The following is a 15,919-nucleotide window of genomic DNA, read 5'->3' as shown; positions in this document are numbered from 1 at the left end:
TCCTTGCCTTCCCCCTCTCCCTGGGGAGAGGGATGGGGTGAGGGGAGAAAACACACGAGAGGTAATTATGTCCGTACTCGATCTATCTGCCCTGAATGCTCTGTCGAAAGACGACCGCACGCAGGCTTTGGCGGAGGCTAACGCTCAACTGGAAGCGCAAACCGCAGAAGAACGCGTGGCCTGGGCGCTGGAGAACCTGCCAGGTGAGTATGTGCTGTCGTCCAGTTTTGGTATCCAGGCGGCGGTAACCCTACATCTGGTGAATCAGGTGCGCCCGAATATCCCGGTTATCCTGACGGACACGGGTTACCTGTTCCCGGAAACCTATCGGTTTATTGATGAGCTAACGGACAAGCTCGGCCTGAATCTGCAGATTTACCGCGCGCCGCAAAGCCCTGCCTGGCAGGAAGCGCGTTACGGCAAGCTGTGGGAGCAGGGCGTTGAGGGTATAGAAAAATACAATGACATCAACAAAGTTGAGCCGATGAACCGGGCGCTGAAAGAGTTGAATGCGCAAACCTGGTTCGCGGGCCTGCGTCGCGAGCAGTCCAGTAGCCGTGCTAATCTGCCTGTGCTGGATATTCAGCGCGGAGTCTTCAAAGTGCTGCCGATCATCGACTGGGATAACCGTACGGTTTACCAGTATCTGCAAAAACACGGCCTGAAATATCATCCGCTGTGGGATGAGGGCTATCTGTCCGTGGGCGATACACACACCACGCGTAAGTGGGAGCCGGGCATGGCAGAAGAGGACACCCGTTTCTTCGGCCTTAAGCGCGAGTGCGGCCTGCACGAAGGCTGATGGTGAGTTGTTCGTTATTACATGAAGAAGCGCCCGGCTAACCACCGGGCGTTTTTTATTGGCGGTGGTATGGGGTTACGCGGGTGAAATGAGATGTTGCACCGGTTGTGGTGTTCTTTAATGAGTAGAATCAAAGTATTACCGTTCTTAAAAAATACGGAAACGTTGCCAGGATGTTGGGTGTGGTAATTACTGTTCAAATTTAACGCGTGACGTTTAGAGTATTCCCGCGCCAGCGGGGATAAACCGGCCTCGGAAATCCTGGGCAGCTCAAAATCCTGGTGTTCCCCTCACCGCGGGGATAAACATGGCTCCGAACATTAGTACGAAATATCGAGGCGTGTTCGCCGGGTGAGTAATGTGCACCTTAACCCCTTCATCTGTCCGATTCCGGACACGTTCCGCAGAACCGATTTTGTTATCGTAACAACGCCATTATCCATGGCATGGAATATGACAACGTTATCAGGGACATTATGATGAAAAAGATCACACTGGCGGCACTCCTTATGACCACTGGCTTCTCTGCTTATGCAGAAACGGAAACCTGTAAACAGTATTTTGCTGAGGTAGATAGCTTTATTGAGCTGGCATCAAAACAGGAGGGGACAAAGGCACAGGCCGATATGCTCAAAACACAGCATGCGGAAAGTAAAAAACAGATGGAGGCCCTCACGGCGGAACAGCAGGATGAAGGATGTAAGCAAGGCCTGGCAGCCATGCAGCAACTGAAAGCAGCCATGAACCCCAAGTAACCCCACACGTTACAGGCCACGCACTCCGTGGCCTCTTTTCGCGAGAATAATCAGTAAACAAGCGACCTCACCCTCAATTATAATTCGCCAGGATCTCAATGGCTGAATTAGCCAGCCCCGGTGATTTGGTTTCGCCCGTAGGAACATATCTGGCGGCCAGTTTTACCTGAACAGGTGCTGGTGTTACGCCAGGCGTGAAGGTTTGGGTCGATACCACATTGGGTGCGTCAAAAATGACAGTGTCTGAAGGAATACCTGTTGATGAGGTAAGCGTGTTGGCATCACCCCAGACAAGCTGGATGCCGTAACCCGTTGCGCCCCCGGGGGTAAGGGCAATGGTGCCAGGAATAGCGCTGACAATGCCGGCTCGTGGCAGAACAGAAAGGGCTAAACCCATATGTGGCGTATTCGCGGTTCGGCTTGAAATAACATTGCTATTGTTCAGTGTTGCTGTCATTCCGTAACCCCATGACGTGGGACAGTTCACCGTAAATGTGGCGTCTTTCCAGCGAGACGGAAAATCGCCAAAATGCTCGCCCATTAACACGGTTTTATTTTCGATATCACAGGTACCCGGATTAATATCGAGAGTACCGGACAGTTTCGCATGCATCACCGACCATGTATCTAATGCTGCTGAACTGCTCATATTCATGCGAGAAGCGTAACTATCTGATGCCTTTGCTTGCAGGCCGAGATCAACATAGATATCTGAAAAATTCAGCGATCCTGTCCCTAATTTACCCGGTATCTTCCACAGGGTGATTTTAAGATTAAACTCGGGCGTTGCTTGCGCCAGCGTATTTGTCAGAGACCACGATCCAAGGACGGTTGGCGTTGTAATGGTATTTAGCGCTTTGTTGCCGCCAGAAGTCATTTCATTGAATGATATTCCTATACCATTTATTGAGGTGGGAAATATAACATTGCCATCGTGAATATGTGGTGTTGTGCTTGTTCTCACAAATGCGACCCATAAGAGTGTCGTTCCTGCACCTGACTCAGTGACCTGACACTGGCTATTTGCCTTGCCGAAATGAAAATAATTATAGGTATAGAGTTTTCGGTAATGCGTTGTATCGTTTGATAAACCTACTGTTATTTTATCAAGAGAAGCCGAGTGGGGTAATGTCACTGTGGATGCAGAGCCACCATAGCAATTAATAGTGAAAGCAAATGATAATGTCGGCCATATCATTACAGTCAATATCAATAATATTTTTTTAAACATAGCATACCACTTACATACGTGATTTTATTTCCACAGCACGGAAATGAATTCACCATATGAATACTAAGATTTCGTGAAATAAGTTTGAGTAAAAAACTGAGAGCAGATTAAAATGTTATTTTCGATAGATCAATAAAAATCGATCGGTGCTAACTATTGTTTTTAAGGATCAATTTATAGTTATCAATGGGTTATTTCAACTTAATTAACGTAAATATAAAAAGAAACAAACCGATAATAAATCAATAAAATGTCACAGGACGTGGGTTAATGACGTAATACTGAAAAAAGACTTACCCGGTCATACGAGTCAGTCTTTTTTCTGATCCTATTTTTTCTCCGCCTTTGCCAGTTCTTTTACCAGCGGCAGCATAATGCGCACTACATCACGGCTGCGGCGGTCAATACGGCCGGGCAGGGCCTGATCGATATGCTGAATGTTATCCAGCTTGATATCGTGCCAGCTCACGCCGTCCGGGAACGCTTTCGATTTAGCACGCTGCTGATAGCCATCCTTTTTCCCCAACGACCAGTTTGTCGCCTCGACGGACAAAACCGGTATACCGGCTTTATCGAATACGCAGGCATCATTGCAGCAGCTTGTTCCCTGCGGAAAGGCGGGATTCAGGCCCGGATTAGTGGTCGCTTTAATACCCAGGTTACGGGCAATCGCCAGCGCCCGATCGCGCGTCAGTTTCCGCACTGAGGCAGGGGTCTTCTTGCCGCTATTAAAATAGAGGTTATCGCCAACGATAAGGTTGTCGAGATTGATCACCAGCAGGGTATGTTTTTTCTCTCTTTCAGACATGCGGCTAAGCACGTTCTCAGCACCCAGGCTTCCTTCTTCTTCGCCGCTGGTCGCCATAAAGCGAATGGTGTACTCCGTTGGCACCGATTTGAGTTGTTCAGCCAGTTCCAGCATCACGCCCACACCTGCGGCATTATCATCGATGCCCTGTAATGTCAGGCCACCCAGATTATGATTGGTATCAGCATCGCTACGCGGCGCGTAGGTGTCCAGATGAGCCATAATAATGATTTGCTGCGGATGCGTGCCTTCATGGGCGGCTATTACCGTACTGCCCGTGACGTTCTGCCAGTTTTGCTGATTATCATGGGTCGTCCAGCTGTAGCGGCTGTTGAATTTGCGGATGTCACTCTGGTAACCCATCTGCGAAAACTGCTGGCGAAGGTAATCCGCTGCGAGCATTTCGGCAGGGGTGCCGGTCATTCGGCCGGGAAAATAGGTGGCGATATGACGCGCCTGGTTGCTTGCAAATTCGCCGGTATGAGGTGCTCGTGCCTGAGCAGAAAAAATGAAGCATACGCCGAGCGCCAGGGCAGCGGTACGGTGGCGCAATGCGGAAAGCATAGAGAGTCCTTTTACGACAAAAATTTTAACGCGCTTAGTATGAAACTGTGATCCGTTTTACACAATTTCATTTGTTCTTAACTCTGCAAAAAGAGGGGAGTTAAGCACTTTTTGGCATTTGTTTTTTTAGCGCGTTATTCCTTTGCGGAACTACTCATTCCAATTCGTAATTTCATTCGCTCTAAGCTCCCCCCTATAGTCCCACTATTACTGGTTGCTAATGAGTTGTTGCCCTGTGGATTACCTGCCTTTATTTGCTGACGTCAAAGACCGTCCCGTGCTGGTTGTCGGTGGTGGCGACGTTGCTGCCCGTAAGATTGCCTTTTTACGTCGCGCAGGGGCACGCGTAATGGTGGTGACAAAACATCTCGAACCCTCACTACAACAACTGGTGGATGAGCAAAAAATTTATCTGCTGGCTGATGTGTTCGAGGAAGCGCAACTCGATAATGTCTTTCTGGTGATTGCGGCAACGGATGACGCGACAGTCAACCGTCGCGTTTTTGACGCCGCAAATGCCCGCCATCGTCTTGTGAACGTGGTTGATGACCAGCCGCTGTGCTCATTTATCTTCCCGTCGATTGTCGACCGCTCGCCGCTACTGGTGGCTATCTCTTCCGGTGGGAATGCACCGGTACTGGCGCGATTACTGCGTGAAAAGATTGAAGCATTGTTGCCCGCAAACTTAGGCCGTATGGCCGAGGTGGCCGGACGCTGGCGCACGCGCATTAAAGCATTTCGAAAAACCACCGATGAACGTCGTCGTTTCTGGGAGAGCGCCTTTCGTGGTCGTTTTGCCAGTCTGATGGCGGCGGGCAAAGAGCAGGCGGCGGAACAGGTGCTGGCCGATGAACTGGCAAAACCGGGTAGCAGCACCGGCGAAATTATCCTGGTTGGCGCCGGCCCGGGCGATGCAGGGCTGTTAACACTGCGTGGTTTGCAGGTTATACAGCAGGCTGATGTGGTGTTTTACGATCATCTGGTGACCGACGGTGTGCTGGAGCTGGTACGCCGTGATGCGGAACTGATCAGCGTCGGGAAACGCGCAGGTTCACACCTTGTTGCGCAGCATGATACCAACCGCTTGCTGGTTGAGGCGGCGCAGGCGGGCAAAACCGTGGTGCGTTTAAAAGGCGGCGACCCGTTTATTTTTGGTCGCGGCGGTGAAGAGTTACAGGCGGCTGCCGAAGCGGGCATTCCTTTTCAGGTGGTACCGGGCGTTACGGCGGCCTCCGGCGCGACGGCTTACGCGGGCATACCGTTGACTCATCGTGACTACGCACAAAGTGCCACCTTTGTTACCGGACATTACAAAGCCGACAGCGCGCCGTTTGACTGGAGGCAACTGGCCCAAAGTCGCCAGACGCTGGCTATCTATATGGGTACGATGAAAGCGGCAGAGATCGGCGAACAACTTATCGCTCAGGGGCGTGAGGCAAATACACCGGTCGCGGTGATTTCGCGCGGCACACGGGCTGATCAACAGGTCAGAACCGGCACATTACAACAACTTGAGGAACTGGCGAAAGATGCGCCGATGCCCGCCCTGCTGGTGGTGGGCGAGGTAGTTCAACTGCATCGCGAACTCGCCTGGTTTCAACATGCAACAGACTCAGAGGCGTTTGGCGCCTCTGTGGTGAATCTGGCTTAAGGAACGGTTATGGATCAAAAACGACTCACTCACCTGCGACAACTGGAAGCGGAAAGCATCCATATCATTCGCGAGGTGGCTGCCGAATTCGCTAATCCGGTGATGATGTACTCCATCGGCAAAGACTCCAGCGTGATGCTGCACCTGGCGCGTAAAGCCTTCTATCCTGGCACGCTGCCTTTCCCGCTGCTGCACGTGGATACCGGCTGGAAATTCCGTGAGATGTATGAGTTCCGTGACCGCACGGCGAAGGCGTATGGCTGTGAGCTGCTGGTGCATAAAAACCCGGAAGGGGTGGCAATGGGCATTAACCCCTTCGTTCACGGCAGCGCCAAGCATACCGATATCATGAAAACCGAAGGGCTTAAGCAAGCGCTGAACAAATACGGCTTTGATGCAGCCTTCGGTGGTGCGCGCCGTGACGAAGAAAAATCCCGCGCCAAAGAGCGTATTTACTCGTTCCGCGATCGCTTCCACCGCTGGGATCCGAAAAACCAGCGTCCGGAGCTGTGGCATAACTACAACGGCCAGATTAACAAAGGCGAGAGCATCCGCGTGTTCCCGCTCTCTAACTGGACCGAGCTGGATATCTGGCAATATATCTACCTGGAAAATATCGAGATTGTTCCGCTGTACCTGGCCGCTGAACGCCCGGTGCTGGAGCGCGACGGCATGCTTATGATGATCGATGACGATCGTATCGACCTGCAACCTGGCGAAGTGATCGAACAGCGGATGGTGCGCTTCCGTACTCTTGGCTGCTGGCCGTTGACCGGCGCTGTAGAGTCAGAAGCGCAAACGCTGCCGGAAATTATCGAAGAGATGCTGGTTTCTACCACCAGTGAACGTCAGGGCCGCGTGATTGACCGCGACCAGGCAGGCTCCATGGAGCTGAAAAAACGTCAGGGATATTTCTAAGGAGCCGCCATGAATACTACTATTGCCCAACAAATTGCCAACGAAGGCGGCGTCGAAGCGTACCTGCACGCACAGCAGCACAAAAGTCTGCTGCGTTTTCTGACCTGCGGCAGCGTCGATGACGGGAAAAGCACCCTGATCGGCCGCCTGCTGCACGACACGCGCCAGATTTATGAAGATCAGCTCTCTACGCTGCACAATGACAGCAAACGTCACGGCACCCAGGGTGAAAAACTCGACCTGGCCCTGTTGGTCGACGGCCTGCAGGCAGAACGTGAGCAGGGCATCACCATCGACGTGGCGTACCGTTACTTCTCAACCGAGAAGCGCAAATTTATCATTGCCGACACCCCAGGGCACGAACAGTACACCCGTAATATGGCCACCGGTGCGTCAACCTGTGATCTCGCGATCCTGTTGATTGACGCCCGTAAAGGCGTGCTGGATCAGACGCGTCGTCACAGCTTTATCTCTACGCTGCTGGGCATTAAACACCTGGTGGTGGCGGTCAATAAAATGGACCTGGTCGGCTTTAGCGAAGAGACCTTTGAGAACATTCGTCAGGAGTACCTGACCTTCGCAGAACAGCTACCCGGCAATCTGGACATTCGCTTTGTGCCGCTGTCCGCGTTAGAAGGCGACAACGTCGCCAGCCAGAGCGCCAACATTCCGTGGTACAGCGGCCCGACGCTGCTGGAAGTCCTCGAAACCGTAGAAATTCAGCGCGTTGTGGATACCCAACCGATGCGTTTCCCGGTGCAGTACGTTAACCGCCCGAACCTCGATTTCCGCGGTTTTTCCGGTACGCTGGCCTCAGGCAGCGTGAAAGTGGGCCAGCGCATCAAAGCTCTGCCATCCGGCGTGGAATCCACCGTCGCGCGTATTGTGACCTTTGATGGCGACCTCCAGGACGCGCATGCGGGTGAAGCGATTACCCTGGTGCTTAAAGACGAAATCGACATCAGCCGTGGCGATCTCATTCTGGATGCGCAGGAGAGCGTACCTGCGGTGCAGAGCGCCTCTCTTGACGTGGTGTGGATGGCTGAGCAACCCCTGACGGCAGGGCAGAGCTATGACATCAAAGTGGCAGGTAAAAAAACGCGTGCCCGCGTTGATGCCATTCAGTACCAGGTGGATATCAACAATCTCAACCAGCGTCAGGTGGATACGCTGCCATTAAACGGTATCGGGCTGGTCGATTTGACCTTTGATGAGCCGCTGACCCTGGATGCCTATCAGCAAAACCCGGTGACCGGCGGTGTTATCTTTATCGACCGCCTGAGCAACGTGACGGTAGGCGCCGGTATGGTGCGCGAAGTGCATCAACAGGAGACTTCTGTACCATCGCAGTTCAGCGCCTTTGAGCTTGAGCTGAATCAGCTTATCCGTAAGCATTTCCCTCACTGGGGCGCGCGTGATTTGCTGGGAGGTAAATAATGGCCGCACATGATGAGAACGTCGTCTGGCATCCTCATCCGGTTACCGTAGCGCAGCGTGAACAACTTCACGGGCACCGTGGGGTTGTGTTGTGGTTTACCGGACTGTCCGGTTCCGGTAAATCGACGGTAGCGGGCGCGCTGGAAGAGGCATTACATCAGCAGGGGGTCAGTACTTACCTGCTTGATGGTGACAATGTGCGTCACGGCTTGTGTAGTGATTTGGGGTTTAGCGATGAAGACCGCAAAGAGAATATTCGTCGGGTTGGGGAAGTGGCCAGCCTGATGGCGGATGCCGGGCTTGTGGTGCTGACTGCGTTTATCTCCCCGCATCGTGCTGAGCGGCAGATGGTGCGTGAACGTGTGGGGGAAGGGCGCTTTATTGAGGTTTTCGTGGATACGCCGCTGGCGATTTGCGAAGCACGCGACCCGAAAGGGCTGTATAAAAAAGCCCGCGCGGGGGAGTTACGCAACTTCACCGGCATTGATGCCGTTTATGAAGCGCCTGAGAAACCCGAAGTTCACCTCGAAGGTGAACAATTGGTAACAAATTTGGTGGGCCAATTATTAGACCTCATGAGACGGGACGATATGATCAGATCCTGAGACAGTGCCGGGGATACGCAGAATGTGGGGCGTATCCTGTTTCGTCGGCCGTCAGTTAATGGGATCAGATATGCGTAATAGTCAGAACATCACCATCTCAAGGTCGGATACCATCACGACCAGCGACGACACCACCTGGTCCCTTCCTGGGGCCGCAGTGGGCTTTGTCGCGTGGCTGTTGGCGCTGGCTATCCCTTTTCTGATTTACGGTCCTAACACGCTGTTCTTCTTCCTCTACACCTGGCCTTTCTTCCTTGCGCTGATGCCCGTCTCGGTTGTGGTGGGTATTGCCCTGCATTCTATCGTCAATGGCAAATTGCTCTACAGCATCGTCCTCACTGCGCTCACCGTTGTGGCCATGTTCGGTGCGTTGTTTATGTGGTTGATGGGCTAAAGCCGTCCATACTTCAAACCGTAACTCACATTAAGACAATGTGTCCGGGCACAACCCTACGGAAAGGTGCGCAAATATGTTACATTCTGTCGCGGTGACTCGTTATCACCCGGCCCCGGTGTGGAGTCTGAGAAAAAGTTATGGGATGATGATGCCGTTTTTCAGGGGGCAGGATGGGTAAACTAACGCTGCTATTGCTGGCTTTGCTGGTCTGGCTACAGTATTCGCTGTGGTTTGGCAAAAATGGTCTTCACGACTATAGCCGTGTCAGCGAAGATGTGGCCGCACAGCAGGCGACAAACGCCAAATTAAAAGCGCGCAACGATCAACTCTTTGCTGAAATTGACGATCTCAATGGTGGCCAGGAAGCGATTGAGGAACGCGCTCGCAACGAATTAACGATGACCAAACCGGGCGAAACCTTTTATCGTCTGGTGCCGGACGCGTCCAAACGCAACCAGGGGTCAGTACAGAACACACAAAATAATCGATAAACAATCCCGGGTTTACGACATGTCTGTAATTATTCCGGACGTTTGTGCGGTGGTGCCGGCCGCCGGATTTGGCCGCCGCATGCAAACGGAATGTCCCAAGCAATATCTTTCCATTGGCGATAAAACGATCCTCGAACACGCGGTGGCAGCCTTACTGGCCAATCCGCACGTGGGGCGCGTTATTATCGCTGTCAGCCCCGGTGACGAGCGATTTGCCCGCTTGCCGCTGGCGCAACATCCTGCCATTACCGTTGTGGCTGGTGGCGCAGAACGCGCAGATTCCGTACTGGCGGGGCTGAAAGCTGCGCAAGGGGCGCAGTGGGTGCTGGTGCACGACGCCGCACGTCCTTGCCTGCATCAGGATGATTTAAACCGCCTGCTTGCGCTTCGCGAAACCAGCCGGGTCGGCGGTATTCTTGCTGCGCCGGTTCGCGATACCATGAAGCGTGCAGAGCCGGGTAAAACGGCTATTGCGCATACCGTGGAGCGTAACGATTTATGGCATGCGCTCACGCCGCAATTTTTCCCCCTGGAACTTCTGCACGACTGCCTGACGCGCGCGCTCAACGACGGTGCGACGATCACCGATGAGGCCTCGGCACTCGAATATTGCGGATTCCACCCGGAACTGGTCGCCGGACGCGCGGATAATATTAAGGTGACGCGTCCCGAAGATCTGAAACTTGCAGAATTTTATCTCACCCACTCTGAACACCAGGAGAAGGCATAATGCGCATTGGACACGGTTTTGACGTACACGCATTTGGCGGCGATGGCCCCATTATTATCGGTGGCGTCCGCATTCCCTGGGAGAAAGGCCTGCTGGCGCACTCCGATGGCGATGTCGCGTTACATGCGCTGACCGACGCCCTGTTAGGCGCCGCGGCGTTGGGAGATATTGGCAAATTGTTCCCGGACACCGACCCGTCGTTCAAAGGGGCAGACAGCCGTGCGCTGCTGCGTGAGGCATGGCGTCGTATCCAGGCCAAAGGCTATGTGATTGGCAACGTGGACGTCACCATCATCGCGCAGGCGCCGAAAATGCTGCCGCATATCCCGCAGATGCGCGTATTTATCGCCGAGGATTTGGGCTGCCATATGGATGACGTGAACGTAAAAGCGACCACCACCGAGAAACTCGGTTTTACCGGTCGCGGAGAAGGCATTGCCTGTGAGGCGGTAGCGCTCCTGCTTAAGGCCGCGAAATGACAGAGTTCGAACAACTGACCTATTTGCACGGTAAGCCTGCGGGAAGTGGTTTGTTGAAAGCCAATCCGGAAGATTTCGTTGTCATCGAGGATTTGGGTTTCGAGCCGGACGGTGAAGGCGAACATATTCTGGTGCGTATTCTGAAAAACGGCTGCAATACCCGCTTCGTTGCGGACGCGCTGGCAAAATTTCTTAAAATACACGCCCGCGAAGTGAGCTTTGCCGGACAGAAAGATAAACATGCCGTGACGGAGCAGTGGTTGTGCGCTCGCGTGCCTGGCAAAGAGATGCCAGACCTGAGCGCGTTTCAACTGGAAGGCTGCAAAGTGCTTGAATATGCTCGTCATAAGCGCAAACTGCGTCTGGGCGCGCTTAAGGGCAATAGCTTTACGCTTGTACTGCGCGAAATCAGCCACCGTGACGATGTGGAGTCTCGCTTGCAAGCCATCAGCGAAGGTGGCGTACCGAATTATTTCGGCGCACAGCGTTTCGGTATCGGCGGCAGTAACTTACAGGGTGCGCTACGCTGGGCGCAAAGCGATGCTCCGGTGCGCGATCGTAATAAGCGCAGTTTTTGGTTGTCGGCAGCGCGCAGTGCGTTGTTTAATCAAATTGTTAGCGAGCGCCTGAAAAAAACAGACTTTAATCAAGTTGTTGACGGCGATGCGCTACAATTATCGGGGCGCGGAAGCTGGTTTGTCGCGACCGAAGAAGAGCGTGCCGAACTGCAGTCGCGCGTTGATGCCAGGGCGTTGATGATTACCGCGTCAATGCCGGGAAGCGGCGAGTGGGGAACGCAGGGCCAGGCGCTGTCCTTTGAGCAGGCGGCCGTTGCCAATGCACCGGATCTGCAGGCTTTGCTGGTGCGCGAAAAAGTAGAAGCATCGCGCCGCGCTATGCTGCTCTTTCCGCAACAATTAAGCTGGAACTGGTGGGATGACGTGACCGTTGAGTTACGCTTCTGGCTGCCGGCAGGTAGCTTCGCCACCAGTGTGGTAAGGGAAATTATCAATACATCGGGTGATTATGCGAATATTGCTGAGTAACGATGACGGGATTCATGCGCCAGGGATTCAAACGCTGGCAAAGGCCCTGCGGGAGTTTGCCGACGTACAGGTCGTGGCTCCCGATCGTAACCGTAGCGGCGCATCGAACTCTTTAACGCTGGAATCCTCCCTCAGAACCTTCACCTTCGACAACGGCGATATCGCGGTGCAAATGGGCACCCCGACCGATTGCGTCTATCTGGGCGTCAACGCGCTGATGCGCCCGCGCCCGGACGTTGTCGTCTCCGGCATAAATGCCGGGCCGAACCTCGGAGATGACGTTATCTATTCTGGTACTGTCGCGGCAGCGATGGAAGGACGCCATCTGGGCTTTCCGGCTCTGGCGGTGTCGTTAAACGGCCAGACGTATTACGAGACAGCCGCCGCTGTCACCTGCTCCATTCTGCGCGCGCTGTCGCGCGAGCCGTTACGTACCGGGCGTATTCTGAATATTAACGTCCCGGACTTGCCGCTCAGTGAAATCAAAGGTATTCGTGTTACCCGCTGTGGCAGTCGTCATCCAGCGGATCAGGTCATTCCGCAGCAGGATCCACGAGGCAACACGCTTTACTGGATTGGCCCGCCGGGCGAGAAATGCGACGCCGGGCCGGATACCGATTTTGCCGCTATCGATGAGGGTTTTGTTTCTGTCACCCCGCTACACGTGGATTTAACCGCGCATAGCGCGCATGATGTTGTTTCGGGCTGGCTGGAACGCGCCGGAGTGAGTAAACGATGGTGAGCAGACGCGTACAAACACTGCTTGATCAATTACGCGCGCAGGGCATTACCGATGAGCATGTGCTGGAAGCCATCTCTCTGGTGCCGCGCGAGAAATTTATCGATGAAGCGTTTGAACACAAGGCCTGGGATAATGTGGCGCTGCCTATCGGCCAGGGCCAGACAATCTCTCAGCCTTATATGGTGGCGCGGATGACAGCTTTACTCGAGCTGACGCCGCAATCACGGGTGCTGGAAATCGGCACGGGGTCTGGTTATCAGACTGCGATACTGGCGCATCTGGTCCATCACGTTTGTACGGTTGAACGCATTAAAAGTCTGCAATGGCACGCACGACGCCGCCTTAAACAACTTGATTTACATAATGTTTCAACTCGACATGGCGATGGCTGGCAGGGTTGGCAGGCGCGCGGTCCATTTGATGCCATTATTGTCACAGCCGCACCGCCAGAAATTCCGGCGGCATTAATGTCGCAACTGGATGAAGGTGGGATTCTCGTTTTACCTGTGGGCGACGAGCAGCAATTTCTGAAACGTGTTCGCCGGCGGGGAGGCGAATTTATCATCGATACCGTGGAGGCCGTGCGCTTTGTGCCGTTGGTTAAAGGCGAGCTGGCCTGATAAACAGATTTTTCCTGATGTTTTCATGCCGCATCAGCGTATGGTGGGCAAACTTGCCGAAACCGTTCACGGTTAATTTTAAGTCATTGGTAGCTAACACATTCCTGGGGGATAAATGAGCACGGGAAGCCCTAAATTCACCGTAAGCCGTGTTGCGGCACTATCACTGGTTTCTATCTGGCTGGCAGGCTGTACAAGCTCCAGCAACGCACCCGCTCCGGTCAGTTCGGTGGGTGGCAATACCAGCTCCAGCAGCAATTCCGGAATGTTAATCACTCCGCCGCCAAAAATCGGCACCGCATCACAGCCGCAAATACAACCCGTTCAGCGCCCGGTAACACAGCCCACGCCTGTTCAGTCAGTGCCGGAACAGCCTGTTCAGACTGTGAATGGCAAGATCATCTATAACCGTCAGTATGGGAACATTCCGAAAGGAAGCTATACCGGTGGAAGTACCTATACCGTCAAACGTGGTGATACCTTATTTTATATTGCGTGGATAACCGGGAACGATTTCCGCGATCTGGCCCAGCGTAACCATGTCGCTGCACCGTACGGCCTGACGGTAGGTCAAACCTTGCAGGTGGGTAATGCATCAGGTGCGCCAATAACGGGCGGAAACGCGATAACGCAGGCAGATGCGAGTGCACAAGGAATTGTCTCAAAACCTGCACAAAATTCCACCGTAGCTGTTGCTTCAAAACCAACAATTACGTATTCTGAGGATTCAGGTGAACAAAGTGCTAACAAAATGTTGCCGAACAACAAGCCTGCGACCCCTGTCACAGCGCCTGTTACGGCTCCAACAGTTAGCACTACCGAACCGACCATCAGCAGCACGTCAACCAGTACGCCAATCGCTTCATGGCGCTGGCCGACAGATGGCAAAGTTATCGACAACTTCTCTGCTACCGAAGGTGGCAACAAAGGTGTCGATATCGCTGGTAGCAAAGGACAGGCAATCGTCGCGACCGCAGATGGGCGCGTCGTCTATGCCGGTAACGCGCTGCGCGGTTACGGTAATCTTATTATCATCAAACATAATGATGATTACCTGAGTGCCTACGCCCATAACGATACGATGCTGGTCCGGGAACAACAAGAAGTTAAGGCGGGGCAAAAAATCGCTACCATGGGTAGCTCCGGAACCAGTTCTACACGCTTGCATTTTGAAATTCGTTACAAGGGGAAATCCGTAAACCCGCTGCGTTATTTGCCGCAGCGATAAATCGGCAAAGTGGTTGAACCGTTCCTCATTGTTGTCGTTGCAGCGCGCGCAGATGCCGCTGCAATGGTCAGTAATGAAGTGCTATTCAGGTGCTTTGTCCAGGGATCACGGGTAGGAGCCACCTTATGAGTCAGAATACGCTGAAAGTTCATGATTTAAATGAAGATGCGGAATTTGATGAGAACGGAGTAGAGGCTTTTGATGAAAAAGCCTTAGTTGAAGAGGAACCCAGTGATAACGACCTGGCCGAAGAGGAATTGTTATCGCAGGGCGCAACCCAGCGTGTGCTGGATGCGACTCAGCTTTATCTTGGGGAAATTGGTTATTCCCCGCTGCTAACGGCCGAAGAAGAAGTTTATTTTGCACGTCGCGCATTGCGTGGTGACGTTGCATCGCGCCGTCGCATGATCGAAAGTAACCTGCGTCTGGTAGTGAAAATTGCCCGTCGTTATAGCAATCGTGGCCTGGCATTGCTGGACCTGATTGAAGAGGGGAATCTGGGCCTGATCCGTGCGGTTGAGAAATTCGACCCGGAACGTGGTTTCCGCTTCTCCACTTATGCGACCTGGTGGATTCGTCAGACTATTGAACGGGCGATTATGAATCAAACCCGTACTATTCGTCTGCCAATCCATATTGTTAAAGAGCTGAACGTTTATCTGCGTACCGCGCGTGAGTTGTCCCATAAACTGGACCACGAACCGAGTGCGGAAGAGATTGCCGAGCAACTCGATAAACCGGTCGATGATGTGAGTCGCATGTTGCGCCTCAACGAGCGTATCACCTCGGTGGACACACCGCTGGGCGGTGATTCTGAGAAAGCGCTGCTGGATATCCTGGCCGATGAAAAAGAAAACGGTCCGGAAGACACCACGCAAGATGACGACATGAAACAGAGCATCGTCAAATGGCTGTTCGAACTGAACGCCAAACAGCGTGAAGTGCTGGCACGTCGTTTCGGTCTGCTGGGATATGAAGCAGCAACGCTTGAAGATGTGGGTCGTGAAATCGGTCTGACACGCGAGCGCGTCCGTCAGATTCAGGTTGAAGGTCTGCGCCGTCTGCGTGAAATTCTGCAGGCGCAAGGGCTGAATATCGAAGCACTCTTCCGCGAATAAGTATGAACATCAAAAGGCCGGTTAAATGACCGGCCTTTTTCTTTGCGCGCTTTCCGGCTTAACGCTTATCTGCCGCCAGTAACGGTGGGATTGTTGGCACCTGCGGCGCGTCATCTATATCTTTTTGCGTCATACGAAACGCCTCCGGATAGTGTTCGCGGCTGGTGCGGCGTAGTGGTTCGGTATCGCGCCAGGTATACAGACAATGCTGGCACTGATAAACAGTCCAGATACCTTTCACCGGTGAGGTTGCCATCACCTCAATATGTTCATCGGCACAACGTGGACAAATCATTC

General features: G+C 53.2%; 18 protein-coding genes. 15 read left to right on the top strand and 3 right to left on the bottom strand.

The features are described from left to right. Positions 1-67 precede the first annotated feature (67 nt). Positions 68-802 (top strand): phosphoadenosine phosphosulfate reductase, encoded by a 735-nt coding sequence (cysH, locus tag L2097_RS25570; RefSeq protein WP_250353932.1) that lies wholly within the window; start codon positions 68-70, stop codon positions 800-802. Between the two features lie 476 nt (positions 803-1,278). Beyond that, positions 1,279-1,557 carry a DUF5339 domain-containing protein gene (locus tag L2097_RS25565; RefSeq protein WP_250353931.1) on the top strand — a complete coding sequence of 93 codons (279 nt, stop codon included), beginning with the start codon at positions 1,279-1,281 and terminating at the stop codon, positions 1,555-1,557. A 73-nt stretch (positions 1,558-1,630) separates the two neighbouring features. Here L2097_RS25565 and L2097_RS25560 read toward each other — a convergent pair whose 3' ends face one another. Together L2097_RS25560 and L2097_RS25555 are read right to left on the bottom strand one after the other, a co-directional pair. Further along, complete coding sequence (locus L2097_RS25560; RefSeq protein WP_250353930.1) at positions 1,631-2,788, bottom strand: fimbrial protein; 1,158 nt, start codon at positions 2,786-2,788, stop codon at positions 1,631-1,633. A 328-nt stretch (positions 2,789-3,116) separates the two neighbouring features. After that, a complete protein-coding gene (locus tag L2097_RS25555) occupies positions 3,117-4,160 on the bottom strand; it encodes an aminopeptidase (RefSeq protein WP_047369073.1) in 1,044 nt (347 codons plus the stop codon). Positions 4,161-4,395: 235 nt separating this feature from the next. On the opposite strand from L2097_RS25555, the gene cysG reads away from it, so the two are divergent. The 13 genes from cysG (at position 4,396) to rpoS (ending at position 15,622) form a co-directional block, all read left to right on the top strand. Further along, positions 4,396-5,811, top strand: a complete 1,416-nt coding sequence (cysG, locus tag L2097_RS25550) for a siroheme synthase CysG (protein ID WP_250353929.1) — start codon at positions 4,396-4,398, stop codon at positions 5,809-5,811. A gap of 9 nt (positions 5,812-5,820) precedes the next feature. After that, positions 5,821-6,729 carry a sulfate adenylyltransferase subunit CysD gene (gene cysD, locus L2097_RS25545; RefSeq protein WP_047369075.1) on the top strand — a complete coding sequence of 303 codons (909 nt, stop codon included), beginning with the start codon at positions 5,821-5,823 and terminating at the stop codon, positions 6,727-6,729. 9 nt (positions 6,730-6,738) lie between these two features. After that, a complete protein-coding gene (gene cysN / locus L2097_RS25540) occupies positions 6,739-8,166 on the top strand; it encodes a sulfate adenylyltransferase subunit CysN (RefSeq protein ID WP_250353928.1) in 1,428 nt (475 codons plus the stop codon). Continuing rightward, the gene (cysC, locus tag L2097_RS25535; RefSeq protein WP_142517687.1) at positions 8,166-8,771 is read left to right on the top strand and encodes an adenylyl-sulfate kinase; all 606 of its coding nucleotides are present in this window, start codon (positions 8,166-8,168) and stop codon (positions 8,769-8,771) included. Before cysN ends, cysC begins: the two co-directional genes overlap by 1 nt. 70 nt (positions 8,772-8,841) lie before the next feature. Continuing rightward, complete coding sequence (locus L2097_RS25530; RefSeq protein ID WP_047373181.1) at positions 8,842-9,165, top strand: DUF3561 family protein; 324 nt, start codon at positions 8,842-8,844, stop codon at positions 9,163-9,165. Between the two features lie 173 nt (positions 9,166-9,338). After that, entirely contained in the window at positions 9,339-9,659 is a 321-nt protein-coding gene (gene ftsB / locus L2097_RS25525) for a cell division protein FtsB (protein WP_047369078.1), read from the top strand. Between the two features lie 19 nt (positions 9,660-9,678). Beyond that, the gene (ispD, locus tag L2097_RS25520) at positions 9,679-10,389 is read left to right on the top strand and encodes a 2-C-methyl-D-erythritol 4-phosphate cytidylyltransferase (RefSeq protein ID WP_250353927.1); all 711 of its coding nucleotides are present in this window, start codon (positions 9,679-9,681) and stop codon (positions 10,387-10,389) included. After that, positions 10,389-10,868: a 2-C-methyl-D-erythritol 2,4-cyclodiphosphate synthase gene (ispF, locus tag L2097_RS25515; RefSeq protein ID WP_039077684.1), complete on the top strand. Its 480-nt coding sequence runs from the start codon at positions 10,389-10,391 to the stop codon at positions 10,866-10,868. The genes ispD and ispF overlap by 1 nt, the downstream gene beginning before the upstream one ends. Beyond that, positions 10,865-11,914, top strand: a complete 1,050-nt coding sequence (gene truD, locus L2097_RS25510) for a tRNA pseudouridine(13) synthase TruD (RefSeq protein ID WP_250353926.1) — start codon at positions 10,865-10,867, stop codon at positions 11,912-11,914. The genes ispF and truD overlap by 4 nt, the downstream gene beginning before the upstream one ends. Beyond that, positions 11,895-12,656 carry a 5'/3'-nucleotidase SurE gene (surE, locus tag L2097_RS25505; RefSeq protein WP_250353925.1) on the top strand — a complete coding sequence of 254 codons (762 nt, stop codon included), beginning with the start codon at positions 11,895-11,897 and terminating at the stop codon, positions 12,654-12,656. The genes truD and surE overlap by 20 nt, the downstream gene beginning before the upstream one ends. Beyond that, entirely contained in the window at positions 12,650-13,276 is a 627-nt protein-coding gene (locus L2097_RS25500; protein WP_047369083.1) for a protein-L-isoaspartate(D-aspartate) O-methyltransferase, read from the top strand. Before surE ends, L2097_RS25500 begins: the two co-directional genes overlap by 7 nt. Positions 13,277-13,451: 175 nt before the next feature. Next, the gene (nlpD, locus tag L2097_RS25495; protein ID WP_229222741.1) at positions 13,452-14,504 is read left to right on the top strand and encodes a murein hydrolase activator NlpD; all 1,053 of its coding nucleotides are present in this window, start codon (positions 13,452-13,454) and stop codon (positions 14,502-14,504) included. 125 nt (positions 14,505-14,629) lie between these two features. Further along, positions 14,630-15,622, top strand: coding sequence for an RNA polymerase sigma factor RpoS (rpoS, locus tag L2097_RS25490; RefSeq protein WP_039077679.1), 993 nt, complete (start codon positions 14,630-14,632; stop codon positions 15,620-15,622). A gap of 58 nt (positions 15,623-15,680) precedes the next feature. Here the strand turns inward: rpoS and L2097_RS25485 are convergent, their stop codons facing one another. After that, positions 15,681-15,917, bottom strand: a complete 237-nt coding sequence (locus tag L2097_RS25485) for a non-oxidative hydroxyarylic acid decarboxylases subunit D (protein ID WP_039077678.1) — start codon at positions 15,915-15,917, stop codon at positions 15,681-15,683. Positions 15,918-15,919: the final 2 nt, after the last annotated feature.

Source organism: Citrobacter sp. MNAZ 1397, assembly GCF_023613995.1.
Taxonomy (GTDB): domain Bacteria; phylum Pseudomonadota; class Gammaproteobacteria; order Enterobacterales; family Enterobacteriaceae; genus Phytobacter; species Phytobacter ursingii.
Note: the sequence above shows the minus strand (reverse complement) of the source record. Positions and strands in the feature narration are given on the sequence as shown.